This window comes from Leucobacter holotrichiae, from assembly GCF_055791005.1.
This window is the reverse complement of sequence record NZ_JBVUAC010000001.1, coordinates 311,372-328,268: the sequence shown is the minus strand read 5'-3', so window position 1 is coordinate 328,268 and position 16,897 is coordinate 311,372. Positions and strand designations below refer to the sequence as shown.

Below are 16,897 nucleotides of genomic sequence, written 5' to 3'. Positions count from 1 at the left end.
CAAGCGCTGCGCACCGGCTCTCGGGGCGATCCTCACGATTTCCATACGGCCCGGGTGCATCGGGAGCAGCGCTCGCAGGGGAGGGCGCCGCCGCTGTGGGATAATGGCGGGCAATGTCTCCTCGCAGCGTGAACCCCCCAGTGCCGGCATCGACCGACCCCGCGAAGATCCGCAATTTCTGCATCATCGCGCACATCGACCACGGCAAGTCGACCCTTGCCGATCGCATGCTGGGCATCACCGGCACCGTCTCCGACCGAGACATGCGCGCGCAGTACCTCGACAACATGGACATCGAGCGCGAGCGCGGCATCACGATCAAGTCGCAGGCCGTGCGGATGCACTGGGCGCAGGGCGGCGTCGACTACGCCCTCAACATGATCGACACGCCGGGCCACGTGGACTTCAGCTACGAGGTCTCGCGCTCGCTCGCCGCGTGCGAGGGCGCGATCCTGCTGGTCGACGCGGCACAGGGGATCGAGGCGCAGACCCTCGCCAACCTGTACCTGGCGATGGAGAACGACCTCGAGATCATCCCGGTGCTCAACAAGATCGACCTGCCCGCGGCCGACCCCGAGCGGGTGGCCGGCGAGATCGCCGATCTCATCGGCGGGGATCCCGACGACATCCTGAAGGTGTCGGGCAAGACGGGCGCGGGCGTCGAGGAGCTGCTGGATCGCGTGGTCGAGCGGATCCCCGCACCCGTGGGCGAGATCGACGCCCCCGCGCGCGCCATGATCTTCGACTCCGTCTACGATCCGTACCGCGGCGTCGTCACCTACGTGCGCATGGTCGACGGGCGGCTGACCCCGCGCGAGAAGATCCTCATGATGTCGACGAAGGCCGAGCACGAGGCGCTCGAGATCGGCGTCTCGTCACCCGGGCCCATGCCGACGAAGGGACTCGCCGTCGGCGAGGTGGGCTACCTCATCACCGGCGTGAAGGACGTGCGCCAGTCGAAGGTCGGCGACACCGTCACCACCAAGCTGAAGCCCGCGCAGGATCCGCTGCCCGGCTACACCGACCCGAAGCCGATGGTGTTCTCGGGTCTGTACCCGCTCGACGGCAGCGACTACCCGATCCTGCGCGACGCACTCGACAAGCTCAAGCTCTCCGACGCGGCGCTCCAGTACGAACCCGAGACCTCGGTGGCGCTCGGCTTCGGTTTCCGCTGCGGCTTCCTCGGCCTGCTGCACCTCGAGATCATCTCCGAGCGCCTGCGCCGCGAGTTCGACCTCGACCTCATCGCGACCGCGCCCAGCGTGATCTACGAGGTCACGACCGACGACGGCAAGACGGTCACCGTCACCAACCCGTCGGAGTACCCGGACGGCAAGATCTCGAGCGTGCGCGAGCCGGTCGTGAAGACGGCGATCCTCGCCCCCAAAGACTACGTCGGCGCCATCATGGAGCTCTGCCAGAGCCGCCGCGGCAGCCTGCTCGGCATGGAGTACCTCGGCGAGCGGGTGGAGCTGCGCTACAGCATGCCGCTCGGCGAGATCGTGTTCGACTTCTTCGACCACCTGAAGAGCCGCACCCAGGGCTACGCCAGCCTCGACTACGAGCCGATGGGGGATCAGGAGGCCGAGCTCGTGAAGGTCGACATCCTGCTGCAGGGCGACAAGGTCGACGCGTTCAGCGCGATCGTGCACCGCGACAACGCGTACCACTACGGCACGATGATGACCGAGCGGCTGCGCAAGCTGATCCCGCGCCAGCAGTTCGAGGTACCGATCCAGGCCGCCATCGGCGCGCGCGTCATCGCCCGCGAGAACATCCGCGCGATCCGCAAGGACGTGCTCGCCAAGTGCTACGGCGGCGACATCAGCCGCAAGCGCAAGCTGCTCGAGAAGCAGAAGGAGGGCAAGAAGCGCATGAAGATGGTCGGCCGCGTCGAGGTGCCCCAGGAGGCCTTCATCGCCGCGCTCTCGGGCGACGTGGAGGGTAAGGAAGCCGCGAAGAAGTGAGCGCGATGAGCAAGGACAAGAACCAGCCCACCAGGCGCAGCAGCCACGTCGAGATGCCCGTCGCCTACGCCGCGGTCGGTGCGTCGAAGTCGCCTGACCTGCTGCGCTTCCCGCCCGAGGGCAGCACCCCGTACGAAGAGGAGCTGCGACTCGGCAGCGGCCAGGATCGCTTCCTGCTGGCGTCGAGCCTGCTGATGACCTGGGGGGCGCAGCGCGGCAGCGGCGTGCGCGTCGAGGACGTGGTGCGGGGCTCGGGCGAGCACTACTCGGGCGTGAGCTTCGGCGAGGACGGGCAGCCGCAGGCCGCCGGCGAGGTCGAGGAGCACTTCGGCCCCGAGGGCGAGCCCTACCTCGTGGCCGGCACCACTGCGACGCTGCACGCGGAGGGGCAGGATCCCCGGAGCGTGCTCATCATCTACACGGTCGACGAGGAGCGCCGAGCGGGCTTCGCGTGGGGCACGCGCGACGAGGCCGGGGCCGTGGGCGAGCAGCTCTTCGTCATCGAGCACCGAGAGGACGACACGGTCTGGGCCGTGGCCCGGGGCTTCCTCTCGGCGCCCAAGGGAGGCCTGCTCGGGCTGAAGGCCCGCTCCGATCTGCGCACCGCTCTCGACGCGGTGAAGACGCAGCTCGCTGCGCTCGCGCCCGGTGCTGTCGCCGGCACCGTCCCGCCCGGGACCGCCTCGCCGGGCATCGCCTCGCCCGAAGCGGCGCAGGCCGACGACGCCGACTCCGGAACCATCGACGCCACCACCGACACCGGCGAAGATGCCGAGCATTCTGCCTGAGGGCGATCCGGCTCCCGCTGACGGATCCCTGCCCCCGAGCGTCGCCGACGGCGCCTCCGGGCGCCGCTTCGGGGTATACGTGCACGTACCCTACTGCCGGGTGCGCTGCGGCTACTGCGACTTCAACACCTACACGGCCAGCGAGCTCGGCGGCACTCGGCGCGACGACTACGCGGGGCAGGTGCAGCACGAGCTGAGCTTCGGCGCCGAGGTGCTGCGGTGCGCCGGAGTGCCGGATCGCCGGGTGTCGACCGTCTTCTTCGGGGGCGGCACGCCCACGCTGCTGCCCGCGCGCGACCTGGCCGACATGCTCGGCCGGATCCGCGACGAGTGGGGGCTGGCCCCGGGAGCGGAGGTGACGACCGAGGCGAACCCCGACTCGGTCGACGAGGCGTACCTCGCTGAACTCGCGGCGGCCGGGTTCACCCGGGTGAGCTTCGGCATGCAGTCGGCGGTGCCCCACGTGCTCGCGACGCTCGATCGCACGCACACGCCCGAGCGCGTTCCGCTCGTCACCCGATGGGCGCGGGAGGCCGGGCTGCAGGTGAGCGTCGACCTCATCTACGGCACACCGGGGGAGTCGCTCGCCGATTGGGAGTGCTCGATCGATGCCGCGCTCGCCACGGATCCGGACCACATCTCCGCATACGCGCTGATCGTCGAGCAGGGCACGAAGCTCGCAGCGCAGATCCGCCGCGGCGAGGTGCCCGAGCCCGACGAGGACCTGCACGCCGATATGTACGAGCTCGCCGACGCGCGCTTCTCGGCCGCGGGGTTCTCGTGGTACGAGATCAGCAACTGGTCGCGCACCCCCGAGACCCGCTCCGGGCACAACCTCGCGTACTGGACGGGCGAGGACTGGTGGGCCGCCGGTCCCGGCGCTCACAGCCACGTCGGCGGAGTGCGGTGGTGGAACGTGAAGCACCCGGGCGCCTACGCGCAGCGCATCGCTGCGGGGATCTCGCCGGCGCACGCGAGGGAGACGCTGAGCGAGGAGGCGAGGCGCGAGGAGCGCGTGCTGCTCGAGACGCGGATCGCCGAGGGCCTGCCCGCGGAAGTGCTGTCGGCCGATGAGCGCCGCGCGATCCCGCAGCTCATCGCCGACGGGCTCATCGACGGGCGGGCCGCGATCGCGGTTCCCGGGCGGCCCGCGCGCGTGATCCCGACCCTGCGCGGGCGCCTGCTCGCAGACACGGTCGTGCATCGCCTGCTCGGAGGGTGAGCCGCGTCCCCGGGGCCGTCGGGGCCCGCCCGGGGTTCGCTGTCGGCGTGCGTCGTTGCGGACGCCTACGAGGGTGCTGCGGTAGACTTGGCACTCTGAAGAGACGAGTGCCAGGAAGGACGGTCGGTCGCATGGTGTCGGAGCGCAGCCTCGCGGTGCTGCACGCAATCGTGAGCGACTACGTCTCATCGAACGAACCCGTGGGGTCCAAGGCCATCGTCGATCGGCACAGCTTCGGGGTCTCCGCAGCCACGATCCGCAACGACATGGCGCTGCTCGAGGAGGACGAGCTGATCGCTCAGACACACACCTCCTCGGGCCGGGTGCCCACGGACAAGGGCTACCGTCTGTACGTCGACACGCTCGCCAGGATCCGCCCGTTGAGCGCCGCTCAGCGATCCGCCATCGAGCGCTTCCTCGGCGAGTCGAGCGACCTCGACGACGTCATGGCGCGCACGGTCCGACTGCTCGCGCAGCTCACCAACCAGGTGGCGGTCGCGCAGTACCCGTCGCTGCGCCGCACGGTCGTGCGCCACATCGACCTGGTCGCGATCGGGGAGGATCGGGTGCTCTGCGTGCTCATCCTCGGCAGTGGCGTGGTCGAGCAGCAGGTGGCGTGGCTGCCGGCCTCCCGGGTTACCGAGGCGTGGGTGCACGGCCTGAAGCAGCGGATCTCGGAGACAGCGGTCGGCGCGGATGTCGAGGCCGCGGTCGCCGCGGTGACAGACCTGCTCGAGCGCGTCTCCGAGTGGGCGCAGCCCGACGAGACCGAGCTGGTGCGGCGGGTGCTCTCGGTCGTGTCGAGCCAGCTGCAGGCCAACCGCAGCGAGCGCATCGCGGTGTCGGGCGCCGCCAATCTCTCCCGGCCCGGCGAGTTCGCGGGGTCGCTGCCCGCGGTGCTCGAGGCGATCGAGGAGCAGGTCGCCCTGCTGCGCCTGTTCGGCGAGCTCGCGCAGGACGGGCGCGACGTCTCGGCCTCGATCGGGCGGGAGAACGCGCGCTACGGCCTCGCGGCCACCTCCGTGATCGCCTCCAGCTACGAGCGCGAGGCCGACTCGGTATCGAAGCTGGGCGTGCTGGGGCCCATGCGCATGGACTACGCGGGTAACATCGCTGCGGTGCGCGCGGTGGCGCGCTATCTCAATCACTTCCTGGGCGAGGAGCAGTAACTCCCGCGGGCGCGCGTCATGCGCCCCGCCGCGTCCAGTCATCGAACTCACCGAACAACACCCCTGAGGAGCACAACGTGGCCGATCACTACGAGACTCTCGGTGTGTCGCGCGAGGCGACGCCCGAAGAGATCAAGAAGGCCTATCGCCGGCTCGCGCGCGAGCTGCACCCCGACGTGAACCCGAGCGAGGATGCGGCGGAGCGCTTCAAGAACGTCACCCACGCCTACGACGTGCTGAGCGACCCCGAGCAGCGGCAGCGCTACGACATGGGCGGCGGCCAGGGCGGCGCCGCCGGCTTCGGCGACATCTTCGAGACGTTCTTCGGGGGCGGCTTCGGCGGGGCGCAGCGCGGCCCGCGCTCCCGCTCCGAGCGCGGCGACGATGCCATGATCCGCGTCGATGTCTCCCTCGAAGAGGTGATCTTCGGGGCGCAGCGCGACATCACGGTCAACACCGCGGTGCTGTGCGAGGTCTGCCAGGGCAGCTGTTGCCAGCCGGGCACCCACCCGGTCACGTGCGACGTCTGCGGCGGTCAGGGGCAGGTGCAGCGCCAGGTGCGCTCGCTGTTCGGCAACGTCGTCACGATGCACCCCTGCGGCAGCTGCCAGGGCTACGGCACCGTGATCGAGCACCCGTGCGTCGAGTGCGGCGGCAAGGGCCGGGTGCGCGAGCGCCGCACGATCCCGATCGACATCCCCTCGGGCATCGACACCGGCACCCGCCTGCAGATGCGCGGCGGAGGCGAGGTCGGCCCGGGTGGCGGCCCGAACGGCGACCTGTTCGTCGAGTTCCGGGTGATGCACCATGACGTGTTCAGCCGGGACGGCAACGACCTGCTGTGCACCATGCAGGTCTCGATGACCGATGCGGTGCTCGGCACCACGGCGAAGCTGAAGGCCCTCGACGGGGAGGTCGATGTGGACGTCGTGGCCGGCACGCAGTCGGGCGACGTCATCACGGTGCGCGGGCGCGGCATCCAGGGGCTGCGCAGTACGACCCGGGGCGACCTCAAGATCGCGGTGCAGGTGAACACGCCGATCAAGCTGTCGAAGCGCGAGCAGGATCTCGTGCGTCAGCTCGCGTCGCTGCGCAGCGACGATCCGCCGCACCTGGGCGAATTCCAGCAGGGCTTCTTCGGCAAGCTGCGCGACCGCTTCTTCCGGCAGGGCTGAGCGGGCGCGGCGCAGATGGCCAATCTCTACTATCGCGAGGATCTCGCCGACGGTGAGTTGCGCCCCGGTGCCCTCGTCGAGGTGACGGGCGACGAGGCGCGCCACGCGGTGCGCGTGAGCCGCCTGCGCCAGGGGGAGCGGATCCTGGTCGGTGACGGCGCCGGAACTCTCGGGGATGGGATCGCCGAGCATGTGGCGAAGGATCGCTTCGCCGTGCGGATCGATCGCGTCGAGAGCGTTCCCGCGCCTTCGCAGCGGCTGGTGCTGGTGCAGGCGCTCGCGAAGGGCGACCGCGACGAGCGCGCGGTCGAGCAGGCCACCGAGTTCGGCGTCGATGACATCGTGCCGTGGCAGGCCGCGCGGTCGGTGTCGCGCTGGGACGGCGCCGGCGGTGCCGAGAAGGCCGCGAAGGGCGTTGCGAAGTGGATGCGGATCGCGCGGGAGGCCTCGAAGCAGTCGCTCAGGGCGCGCGTGCCGGGTGTGGCCGAGCCCGCGACCCTCTCCGATCTGTGCGAGCTCGCCTCGCGCCCCGACGCCGAGGTCGTCGCTCTGCACCCGCGGGGCGGGCGCCGCCTCGTGGAGTGGGCCGCGGGCGACGCGGCGCGGCTGGCCGAGCGGATCGTGCTGGTGGTCGGCCCCGAGGGCGGCTTCGCCGATGAGGAGCTCGACGCCCTCGAGGCCGCGGGGGCGAGCGTGCTCGTGCTCGGCAGCACCGTGCTGCGCACCTCCTCGGCCGGTCCGGCAGCGCTGGCCGTGCTCGGCACGGCGCTGGGGCGCTGGTAGCCGCGGGCTCCGCGGCGGTAGACTGCTTCTCATGGCACAGGACACGATTTTCGGCAAGATCGCCTCGGGCGAGATCCCCGTCGAGATCCTCGCGGAGACGGATCGCGTCATCGCGTTCCCCGATATCGCGCCTCAGGCGGCGATGCACATCCTCGTGATCCCGAAGACCGCGGAGTACGAGAACGTCGCCGAACTCGCGGCGGGCGATCCCGAGCTGCTCGCCGAGATGATCGCGGTCGCGAAGCGCCTCGCAGACGAGCGGTCGAACGGCGAGTTCCGCATCATCTTCAACAACGGCCCGAGCGCGGGTCAGACCGTGTTCCACGTGCACGCGCACGTGCTGGCGGGCGATCTCGGGGAGGGTTCGCTCGTTGGAGCCTAGAGAGGGAGCCCGTGAACTCGACTGACGATCAGGCGGCCGGCGAACCCGAGCTGCAGCGCACCGTGCTCCTGGCCGGCGTCGACCTCGCCTCGTTCCTCGGTCACCGGGACCAGCTCATCGCGGATCTCGAGGTGCAGCACCCGCGAGTCGCGTTCCACGCCCGCGATCAGGTGCTCACGCTGCGCGGGCCGGCCGCCGAGGTGCGCGCCGCCGAACAGGTGGTGCAGGAGATACTGCAGATCGCGAAGCTCAGCGGAGCCGTCTCGCGACACGACGTGAAAGAGGTCACCCGAATGGTGCACGAGGGCAACGGGCCCACGGCTGCGCAGGTGCTCAGCGAACCGATCCTGACGGTGCGCGGTCACGCCGTGCGGCCCCAGACCCGCGGGCAGCGGGCCTACGTCGACGCGATCGACGAGCACACGATCGTGTTCGGGATCGGGCCGGCGGGCACCGGCAAGACCTATCTGGCGATGGCGAAGGCCGTGCAGGCGCTGCAGCGGCGCGAGGTCGCGAAGATCATCCTCACCCGCCCCGCGGTCGAGGCCGGCGAGCGGCTGGGCTATCTGCCCGGCACGCTCGAGGACAAGATTGACCCCTACCTGCGGCCGCTGTTCGATGCCGTGGGCTCGATGATGGATCCCGAGGTCGTACCCAAGCTGCTCGCCAGCGGCACCATCGAGGTCGCGCCGCTCGCCTACATGCGGGGGCGCACCCTCAACGAGTCGTTCGTGATCCTCGACGAGGCCCAGAACACGACCCCCGAGCAGATGAAGATGTTCCTCACCCGTCTCGGTTACGGCTCGAAGATGGTGGTGACGGGCGACATCACGCAGATCGACCTGCCGATCGCCGCGAGCGGGCTGCGCATGGTGAATCGCATTCTGCGCGGCGTCGAAGACATCCACTTCGCCGAGCTTGGCTCCGACGATATCGTGCGGCACAACCTGGTCAGCCGCATCGTCGACGCCTATTCGGCCTACGATCAGACCAGGCAGAAGGGAGACGCCGAGTGAGCGTCGAGATCAACAACGAGTCGGGCATCGACGTCGACGAGGCCCGGCTGCAGCGGCTCTCGGCGTTCGTGCTCGAGTCCCTGCACGTGCACCCCGACACGGAGCTCGGCGTGGTGATGGTCGACGAGGCGGCGATCGAGCAGCTGCACGTGCAGTGGATGGACGAACCCGGACCCACCGACGTGCTCAGCTTCCCCATGGACGAGCTGCGCCCGGGCCGGGTCGATGCGCAGACGCCCGCGGGGCTGCTGGGCGACGTCGTCATCTGCCCGCAGGTCGCCGAGGTGCAGGCCGACGCGGCGGGGCACGACCTCGAGCAGGAGATGTCGGTGCTGCTCACGCACGGCATGCTCCACCTGCTCGGCTTCGACCACGCCACCCCCGACGAGGAGGCCGAGATGTTCGGCCTGCAGCGCGATCTGCTGCTCTCCTTCGCCATGCGCGAGCGGGGCCGCAGGTGAGCGCCGATCCTCCCAGCGGTCCGGTTCGACTGCCGCATCGGTTCTCCGCGACGGCGAAGCGCATCGGGGCGCTCGTCGCGCTCGGTCGCGGCCGCGTGCGCGACGAGGAGCAGCTGCTCTCGATCGTGGATCAGGCCGCCGAGCAGGATCTGCTCGAGGACGACGACCGCGACATCATCCACTCGATCGTCGAGTTCGGCGACACCGTCGTGCGCGAGCTCATGGTTCCCCGCACCGACATGATCACCGTCGACGCGAGCCAATCGGTGCGCGAGGCACTCGAGGCGCTGCTCGCCTCCCGCCACTCGCGCATGCCGGTCGTCACCGGTGGACCCGATGACGTATCGGGGATCGCCTACCTGCGCGACGCGAGCGGGTTCGTGCTGCGCCGTCCCGAGGAGGCCGAGGTCGAGCGCGTCACCCGCATCATGAAGCCCGCGATGTTCGTGCCCGAGCTGCAGCCGGCCGACAAGCTGCTGCGGCAGATGCAGCGCGAGTCGAACCACCTCGCGCTGGTGGTCGACGAGTACGGTGGCATCTCGGGGCTCGTGACGCTCGAGGACCTCATCGAGGAGCTGCTGGGCGACATCGCCGACGAGCACGACCGCGAGGTACCCGACGTGGCGCAGCGCGAGGACGGGTCGTTCCTGGTGAACGCCCGGCTGTCCGTCGAGGACCTGGGCGAGCTGTTCGGCATCGATCTCGAGGACGACGAGGTCGACACGGTGGGCGGGCTGGTGTCGAAGCACTTCGGCCGCCTCCCGGAGACCGGGGACACCGTGACGGTCGAGGGCATCGAGTTGACGGCGGCGGACACCGAGCGCAGACGGCAGCGACTGCTGACGGTCGAGGCCCGCTGGGTGGGCCGCGAAGAGGAAGAGGAAGACGAATGAGCGAGCAGCGAGCCGAGGGGGCGGATCCCGGATCCGTGCAGTCCGAGAGCAGCGGGGAGGCAGCACAGCCCGAGTTCCGCGCCGGCTTCGTCTCGTTCGTGGGACGGCCGAACGTCGGCAAGTCGACGCTCACCAACGCGCTCGTGGGCGAGAAGATCGCCATCACGAGCCCCAAACCGCAGACGACCCGCCGGGCGATCCGCGGCATCGCGCACCGCCCGGACGGTCAGCTCATCATCGTCGACACCCCGGGGATTCACCGTCCCCGCACGCTGCTCGGCGAGCGTCTCAACGCGCTCGTCGAGACCACCCTCGGCGACGTCGACGTGATCGGCTTCTGCGTGCCGGCGAACGAGAAGCTGGGGCCAGGCGACCGCTTCATCAACGAGCGGCTCGACGACTTCCCGCGCGCCAAGAAGGTCGCCGTCCTCACCAAGGTCGACGAGGCCTCGCAGGGGGAGATCATCGACCAGCTCACCCGTCTCGGCGCGCTCCGCGAGTGGGACGCCGTCGTGCCGATCTCGTCGATCACGCGGGAGCAGCTCGACGTGCTGAGCGACGTGCTGCTCGGTCTCATGCCCGTCTCGCCGCCGCTCTACGAGCACGAGACGACCACCGACGAGGGCGAGGATGACCGCATCGCCGAGCTGATCCGGGAAGCAGCGCTCGAGGGCGCTCGCGAGGAGCTGCCGCACTCGCTGGCCGCGACCGTGGACGACCGCGAGGAGCGCGAGCCCGCTCGCGAGGGCGAGCTCGGTCTGCTCGAGATCTACGCCTCGATCTACGTCGAGCGCGACAGTCAGAAGGGCATCGTGATCGGCAAGGGCGGAGCGCGCCTGCGCGAGGTGGGGGAGCGCGCCCGGCGAGAGATCGAGTCCCTGCTGGGGCGCCGGGTCTACCTCTCCCTGCGGGTGAAGGTGCTCAAGGAGTGGCAGCGGGATCCGAAGGCGCTGGGCAGGCTGGGGTTCTGAGCCCGCCGTGCGCGATCCTCGCCCGGCGCGGCAGTGCTATAGTGTCCTCATGCTGTTCGGCTCGCTTCTCCTTAGCTGCCGCGACGAGTCCTAAACTTCAGGCCTCCCTCGTCGCGGAGTTTCGTGTTGGCTGAACCCAGGACCCAGACGAGAAAGTTTTCGAGCCCATGAAGAACACGCAGCAGCCCTCTGGTATGCCGGCCCACCGCTACCGCCCGTACCACGAGATCATCAAGGTCGATCTGCCCGACCGCACCTGGCCCACCAAGCGCATCACCGAGGCTCCGCGCTGGTGCGCGGTCGACCTGCGCGATGGCAACCAGGCGCTCATCGATCCGATGAGCCCCGAGCGCAAGCGGATCATGTTCGACCTGCTCGTGAAGATGGGCTACAAGGAGATCGAGGTCGGCTTCCCCTCGGCGAGCCAGACGGACTTCGATTTCGTGCGCCAGCTCATCGAGGACGACGCGATCCCCGAGGACGTGACCATCCAGGTGCTCACCCAGGCCCGCGACCACCTGATCAAGCGCACCTACGAGTCGTTGATCGGCGCCAAGCAGGCGATCGTGCACCTCTACAACTCGACCAGCATCCTGCAGCGCGACGTCGTCTTCCGCTCGGATCGGGCCGGCATCAAGCAGATCGCCCTCGACGGCGCCAAACTCTGCCGCGAGAGCGAGTCGATCTGCGAGGGCACTCGGATCTACTACGAGTACTCGCCCGAGTCGTACACCGGCACCGAACTGGAGTACGCGGTGGAGGTCTGCAACGACGTGCTCGAGATCCTCGAGCCGACGCCGGAGCGCAAGGTCATCATCAATCTGCCTGCGACGGTCGAGATGGCGACGCCGAACGTCTACGCCGATTCGATCGAGTGGATGAGCCGGCACCTGAACCACCGAGAGAACGTGATCCTCTCGCTGCACCCCCACAACGACCGCGGCACCGCAGTCGCGGCGGCCGAGCTCGGCTACATGGCCGGGGCCGACAGGATCGAGGGCTGCCTCTTCGGCAACGGCGAGCGCACGGGCAACGTCGACCTGGTCGCGCTGGGCATCAACCTGTTCACCCAGGGCATCGATCCGCAGATCGACTTCTCGCGTCTCGACGAGGTACGCCGCACGGCCGAGTACTGCAACCAGCTGCGGGTGCCCGAGCGCAGCCCGTGGGCCGGCGACCTGGTCTACACCGCGTTCTCGGGCTCGCACCAGGACGCGATCAAGAAGGGCTTCGAACGCATGGCCGAGGACGCCGAGGCCGTGGGCAAGTCCGTCGACGACATCGAGTGGGCCGTGCCCTACCTGCCCGTCGATCCCAAGGATCTGGGCCGGTCGTACGAGGCCGTGATCCGCGTGAACTCGCAGTCGGGCAAGGGCGGCGTCGCCTACCTGCTCAAGACCGATCACAACCTGGATCTGCCGCGCCGCCTGCAGATCGAGTTCAGCGCCGTGGTGCAGGGGCTCACGGATACCGAGGGGGGCGAGGTCTCGAGCGACGAGATCTGGCGCATCTTCCAGGACGAGTACCTGCCGACCACGGACTCCTCGTTCGAGCGTTGGGGCCGTTACGAGCTGTTCCGCACCTCGTCGACGAGCGCGGGCGACGGCGTGACCGAGCTCACCGCCGACTACCGCGACGGCGAGGGGGAGCACCGACTGACGGCGCGCGGCAACGGTCCGATCGACGCGTTCATCAACGGCATCAACGACAACGGCCACTCCGTCACGCTGTTCGACTACGTCGAGCACGCCATGAGCTCGGGGGGCGACGCGGTCGCCGCGGCGTACGTCGATCTCGAGGTCGACGGGCAGCGCCTGTGGGGTGTCGGCATCGATCCCGACACGACCCGCGCGACCCTCAAGGCCATCGTGTCGGCGGTGAACCGGGCGGCACGCGCGGTCGGGGCGGCTCAGCCGGAGGCTGCGACGGTCGGCGCTTGAGCCGATTCCTCTATTGTTCGTAGATATCTTCGAATGATCGGTGTGGCGCGGGCCCGCCTGTCGGAGGTGCACTCTAGGCTGGGTGCGTGATTGCTTCGATAGGCGGGCCCGTGCTCGCATCCGGTGCCGGTTGGGTCGTCGTGGGTGTCGGCGGGATCGGTATGCGGGTGGAGGTGCCGAGCGGGCGTGTATCCCAGGCGCCGGTGGGAGAAGAAGTATCGCTGCAGACGTCGCTCGTGGTGCGCGAGGACTCGCTCACGCTGTTCGGCTTCGCCACGCAGAGCGAGCTGGAGGTGTTCGGTCACCTCATCGCGGTCTCCGGGGTGGGGCCTCGCAGCGCGCTCGGCGTGCTTTCGGCGCTGAGCCCCGCCGAGATCGCCCGCGCCGTCGCCGCGGAGGACGAGAAGCCGTTCCGCAAGGTATCGGGCATTGGCCCGAAGACCGCGAAGCTGATCGTGGTCTCACTGGCTGGCAAGCTGCCCGCGCTCGCCCTCGACGACGATTCCTCGGCCACCGCGACGGAGGATCCGGCGCAGCTCGCGGCCGACGCGGTGAGCGAGGGGCTCGTGGGTCTCGGCTGGTCCGATGCGGATGCGCGTCAGGCGGTGCAGGACGCGCGGGAGGCCGGAGCGCCCGATGATCACGCCGGCCTGCTGCGCGCGGCGCTGGCGCTGCTCCAGGCGGCTCGCGGCGGTACGACGGGGGCTCGCCGATGACGGGGGAGCTGTCGCCCCAGGCCTCGCCGTCGGAGCGGGGGTACGAGGGAGCGCTGCGTCCGTCGACCCTGTCGGAGTTCGTCGGACAGTCCAAGGTGCGACGCCAGCTGGGCCTGCTGCTCGAGGCCGCGACCATGCGGCAGCACACCCCCGACCACATTCTGCTCGCGGGCCCGCCCGGTCTCGGTAAGACCACGCTCTCCATGATCGTGGCTGCCGAACTCGACACGCCGCTGCATCAGACCTCCGGCCCCGCGATCCAGCACGCCGGCGACCTCGCCGCGGTGCTCTCGGCGCTCACCCCCGGCGAGGTGCTGTTCGTGGACGAGATCCACCGCATGGCGCGCAGCGCCGAGGAGATGCTCTATCTCGCCATGGAAGACTTCAAGGTCGACATCATGGTCGGCAAGGGCGCCGGCGCCACCTCGGTGCCGCTCGAACTGGCGCCGTTCACCCTCGTCGGCGCCACGACCCGAGCGGGTCTGCTGCCCAACCCGCTGCGCGACCGCTTCGGCTTCACCGCGCACCTGGAGTTCTACTCCGACGACGAGCTGGCGAGCGTGGTCAGGCGCGCGGCGCGCCTGCTCGACTTCGCGCTGTCCGATCAGGGCGTGGAGGAGATCGCTCGGCGATCCAGGGGTACGCCCCGCATCGCCAACCGTCTGCTGCGCCGCGTGCGCGACTACAGCCTCGTGCACGAGACGCCCGGCGACACCCCCAGCGTGCAGGCGGCGCTCGCTCTCTACGATGTGGACCAGCACGGCCTGGACCGGCTGGACCGCGAGGTGCTGCGCGCCGTCGTCGAGCGCTTCGGCGGGGGACCGGTCGGCCTCTCGACGCTCGCGGTCTCGGTCGGCGAGGAGTCGGAGACCATCGAGGCGGTGGTCGAGCCGTTCCTCGTCCGGGCCGGTCTGCTCACGCGCACCCCCCGCGGGCGCGTCGCGACCCGCCTGGGGTGGGAGCACGTCGGGATGGAGCCACCTGCGGCTCCGGCCGGCGCTCCGACGCTGCTCTGATCGATTCGTCATTCTGCTCGCGCACGAATGACGGGCTCGAATGATGCTGTGTCATGGGTTCTCAGCATCGGCACGGTAGGCTAATACAATCTGTGCCTCGCGGCTCCGCTCGGGAACCGCTCCAGCGAAAGGACTCTCGTGGCTCTCGACCCGATCAGCATTCTCATGTTCGGACTCATCGCAGTTCTGATCTTCTTCATGTTCCGCAACGGCAAGAAGCGTCAGCGCGCGATGCAGGAACTCCAGAACGGCCTGCGTCCTGGCGCCGAGGTGATGCTGCAGTCGGGCATCTACGGCACCATCGAGTCGATCGACGAAGAGGACAACCGCGCGACCCTGCGCAGCGGCACCACGACCATCGTCGTGCACCGCAACGCGATCTCCCAGATCGTGACCCCGGTCGAGGGCGCCGACGAGGCCGAGTCGACCAGCCCCACCTTCGCCCCCGACGATGATCCCGAGTTCGGCGAGCGACTCGCGAAGGGCGCCCCCGACAGCGCGGCCGACGAGACCGGCCCTGCGGCCGAGCCCGGTGACGGATCCGATCGCCCCGAGGGCGACGACCGGACCGACGGGCAGACCCCCCGGGCCTGATCCGTCACGGCCGCGGAAGAGGACCGCGGCATCTCCCACTCCACTCATAGAGAAAGCAGTCAGTCTTGGCGTCCACACCCGCGGTGCGGAGGGCTCGTCGCTCCCTCGTATTCCTCCTGGTTCTGATCGTCGGCCTTGCGGGGCTCATCACCTACGGCGTCTTCCGCAGTGACGCGACGTGGACGCCCAAACTGGCGCTGGACCTGCAGGGGGGCACGCAGATCCTGCTCGCCGCCGAGCAGACCGACGGTCAGGCGGTGAGCGGTGACCAGCTGCAGCAGGCGGTATCGATCATTCGCCAGCGCGTCGACGCGGCCGGTGTCTCCGAGGCGGAGATCACGACGCAGGGCGGCCAGCACATCTCCGTGGCGATCCCCGGAAAGGCCGATGAGGCCACTCTGAAGCGCATCGAGGCGTCTGCGAAGCTCGACTTCCGGCCCGTGCTCGCGGCCGGGATGGGCGTCGACCTCACGCAGCAGGGCGGCGAGGGTCAGGAGGCCGAGGCGGAGCCCGAGCAAGAAGCGCCACCGACCGACGTCGATCCCGATCCGCTGCCCACGGAGGCCGGCGACACCGCCTGGATCACCCCCGGCCTGCAGCAGCAGTTCGACGCGTTCACCTGCGACTCCGAAGAAGCCCTCGACACGCGCGACGCCCCCGCCGACCGCCCGCTGATCACCTGCGACGACACCGGCGTCGAGAAGTACATCCTCGGGCCGGTCGAGCTGAGCGGCGACGTGATCACCGATGCGGTCGCCCAGATCGGCACGACGAACACCGGCGCGAGCACGGGCGAGTGGGAAGTCCGCGTCACCATGAACAGCAAGGGCGCCGACGCGTTCGGCAAGATCAGCACCCGCCTCTACGGGGCTGCCGAGCCTCAGAATCGCTTCGCCTTCGTGCTCGACGGCAGCGTGCTCTCAGCGCCCACCATGAACGGGCAGATCCTCGACGGGCGCCCCGCCATCAGCGGCAACTTCACCCAGGAATCCGCGCAGGCCCTCGCCGACCAGCTCAAATTCGGCGCCCTGCCCATGGACTTCACGGTGCAGAGCCAGGAGGACATCTCGGCGACGCTGGGCTCGAACCAGCTGCAGGCGGGCCTGCTCGCGGGGCTCATCGGTCTGCTGCTCGTGGTGGTCTACTCGGTCTTCCAGTACCGGGCGCTCGGATCCCTCACGATCGCATCCCTCGCGATTGCGGCGGTGCTCACCTATCTGCTGCTCACATTCTTCTCGTGGCGTCAGGGCTACCGCCTCTCCCTCGCAGGCGTCGCCGGCATCATCGTCGCGGTCGGCTTCACCGCCGACTCGTTCATCGTCTACTTCGAGCGCATCCGAGACGCGCTGCGCGACGGATTCAGCATCGAGAGCGCGGTGGAGCACGGGTGGAAGCGCGCCTTCCGCACCGTGCTGGCATCCGACGGCGTGAACTTCCTCGCGGCCGTGATCCTCTTCATCCTCGCGGTCGGCAACGTCAAGGGCTTCGCGTTCACCCTCGGTCTCACGACCCTGGTCGACGTGCTCGTCGTCGCCCTGTTCACCCACCCGATGATGGCGCTGCTCGCCCGCACCCGCTTCTACCGCTCCGGCCACCCGGCGTCAGGGCTCGATCCGAAGCGCCTCGGCGCGGTGTACCGCGGGCGAGCGCAGTTCCGCGATCCCGTCGTCTCTGGCAAGGGCGCCGGTAAGAGGAACGCGCGCAGCCAGAAGGAGGCTGAACGCCGCCAGACCATCGCCGAGCGCAAGGCCGCGGAGCAGGGCGTGGCCCTCGAATCCGCATCCACCGGAAAGGAGAGCTAAGC

At 69.6% G+C, this 16,897-nt stretch carries 16 protein-coding genes; all 16 read left to right on the top strand.

Annotated features, from left to right (window positions below):
* Positions 1–113 precede the first annotated feature (113 nt).
* The 16 genes from lepA to secD all read left to right on the top strand — a co-directional run bounded on the left by lepA (position 114) and on the right by secD (position 16,895).
* Positions 114–1,967 carry a translation elongation factor 4 gene (lepA, locus tag AC0KXF_RS01550; RefSeq protein ID WP_473107522.1) on the top strand — a complete coding sequence of 618 codons (1,854 nt, stop codon included), beginning with the start codon at positions 114–116 and terminating at the stop codon, positions 1,965–1,967.
* Positions 1,968–1,972: 5 nt separating this feature from the next.
* Positions 1,973–2,755: a DUF1990 family protein gene (locus AC0KXF_RS01545; RefSeq protein ID WP_473107521.1), complete on the top strand. Its 783-nt coding sequence runs from the start codon at positions 1,973–1,975 to the stop codon at positions 2,753–2,755.
* The gene (gene hemW / locus AC0KXF_RS01540) at positions 2,736–3,977 is read left to right on the top strand and encodes a radical SAM family heme chaperone HemW (protein ID WP_473107520.1); all 1,242 of its coding nucleotides are present in this window, start codon (positions 2,736–2,738) and stop codon (positions 3,975–3,977) included. The genes AC0KXF_RS01545 and hemW overlap by 20 nt, the downstream gene beginning before the upstream one ends.
* Before the next feature lie 131 nt (positions 3,978–4,108).
* The gene (gene hrcA, locus AC0KXF_RS01535) at positions 4,109–5,146 is read left to right on the top strand and encodes a heat-inducible transcriptional repressor HrcA (protein ID WP_473107519.1); all 1,038 of its coding nucleotides are present in this window, start codon (positions 4,109–4,111) and stop codon (positions 5,144–5,146) included.
* A 77-nt stretch (positions 5,147–5,223) separates the two neighbouring features.
* Entirely contained in the window at positions 5,224–6,321 is a 1,098-nt protein-coding gene (dnaJ, locus tag AC0KXF_RS01530) for a molecular chaperone DnaJ (RefSeq protein WP_473107518.1), read from the top strand.
* A gap of 15 nt (positions 6,322–6,336) precedes the next feature.
* The gene (locus AC0KXF_RS01525) at positions 6,337–7,104 is read left to right on the top strand and encodes a 16S rRNA (uracil(1498)-N(3))-methyltransferase (RefSeq protein WP_473107517.1); all 768 of its coding nucleotides are present in this window, start codon (positions 6,337–6,339) and stop codon (positions 7,102–7,104) included.
* 31 nt (positions 7,105–7,135) lie between these two features.
* The gene (locus AC0KXF_RS01520) at positions 7,136–7,486 is read left to right on the top strand and encodes an HIT domain-containing protein (RefSeq protein ID WP_473107516.1); all 351 of its coding nucleotides are present in this window, start codon (positions 7,136–7,138) and stop codon (positions 7,484–7,486) included.
* 11 nt (positions 7,487–7,497) lie between these two features.
* Positions 7,498–8,502: a PhoH family protein gene (locus tag AC0KXF_RS01515; protein ID WP_473107515.1), complete on the top strand. Its 1,005-nt coding sequence runs from the start codon at positions 7,498–7,500 to the stop codon at positions 8,500–8,502.
* Positions 8,499–8,963: an rRNA maturation RNase YbeY gene (gene ybeY, locus AC0KXF_RS01510; protein WP_473107514.1), complete on the top strand. Its 465-nt coding sequence runs from the start codon at positions 8,499–8,501 to the stop codon at positions 8,961–8,963. The genes AC0KXF_RS01515 and ybeY overlap by 4 nt, the downstream gene beginning before the upstream one ends.
* The gene (locus AC0KXF_RS01505) at positions 8,960–9,856 is read left to right on the top strand and encodes a hemolysin family protein (RefSeq protein WP_473107513.1); all 897 of its coding nucleotides are present in this window, start codon (positions 8,960–8,962) and stop codon (positions 9,854–9,856) included. Before ybeY ends, AC0KXF_RS01505 begins: the two co-directional genes overlap by 4 nt.
* Positions 9,853–10,827, top strand: coding sequence for a GTPase Era (gene era, locus AC0KXF_RS01500; RefSeq protein ID WP_473107512.1), 975 nt, complete (start codon positions 9,853–9,855; stop codon positions 10,825–10,827). Before AC0KXF_RS01505 ends, era begins: the two co-directional genes overlap by 4 nt.
* Positions 10,828–10,994: 167 nt before the next feature.
* A complete protein-coding gene (gene leuA / locus AC0KXF_RS01495; RefSeq protein WP_473107511.1) occupies positions 10,995–12,767 on the top strand; it encodes a 2-isopropylmalate synthase in 1,773 nt (590 codons plus the stop codon).
* Between the two features lie 86 nt (positions 12,768–12,853).
* Positions 12,854–13,483, top strand: coding sequence for a Holliday junction branch migration protein RuvA (ruvA, locus tag AC0KXF_RS01490; protein ID WP_473107510.1), 630 nt, complete (start codon positions 12,854–12,856; stop codon positions 13,481–13,483).
* Positions 13,480–14,499, top strand: coding sequence for a Holliday junction branch migration DNA helicase RuvB (gene ruvB / locus AC0KXF_RS01485; RefSeq protein WP_223044043.1), 1,020 nt, complete (start codon positions 13,480–13,482; stop codon positions 14,497–14,499). The genes ruvA and ruvB overlap by 4 nt, the downstream gene beginning before the upstream one ends.
* A gap of 138 nt (positions 14,500–14,637) precedes the next feature.
* A complete protein-coding gene (gene yajC, locus AC0KXF_RS01480) occupies positions 14,638–15,093 on the top strand; it encodes a preprotein translocase subunit YajC (protein WP_473107509.1) in 456 nt (151 codons plus the stop codon).
* A gap of 65 nt (positions 15,094–15,158) precedes the next feature.
* Positions 15,159–16,895 (top strand): protein translocase subunit SecD, encoded by a 1,737-nt coding sequence (gene secD / locus AC0KXF_RS01475; RefSeq protein ID WP_473107508.1) that lies wholly within the window; start codon positions 15,159–15,161, stop codon positions 16,893–16,895.
* Positions 16,896–16,897: the final 2 nt, after the last annotated feature.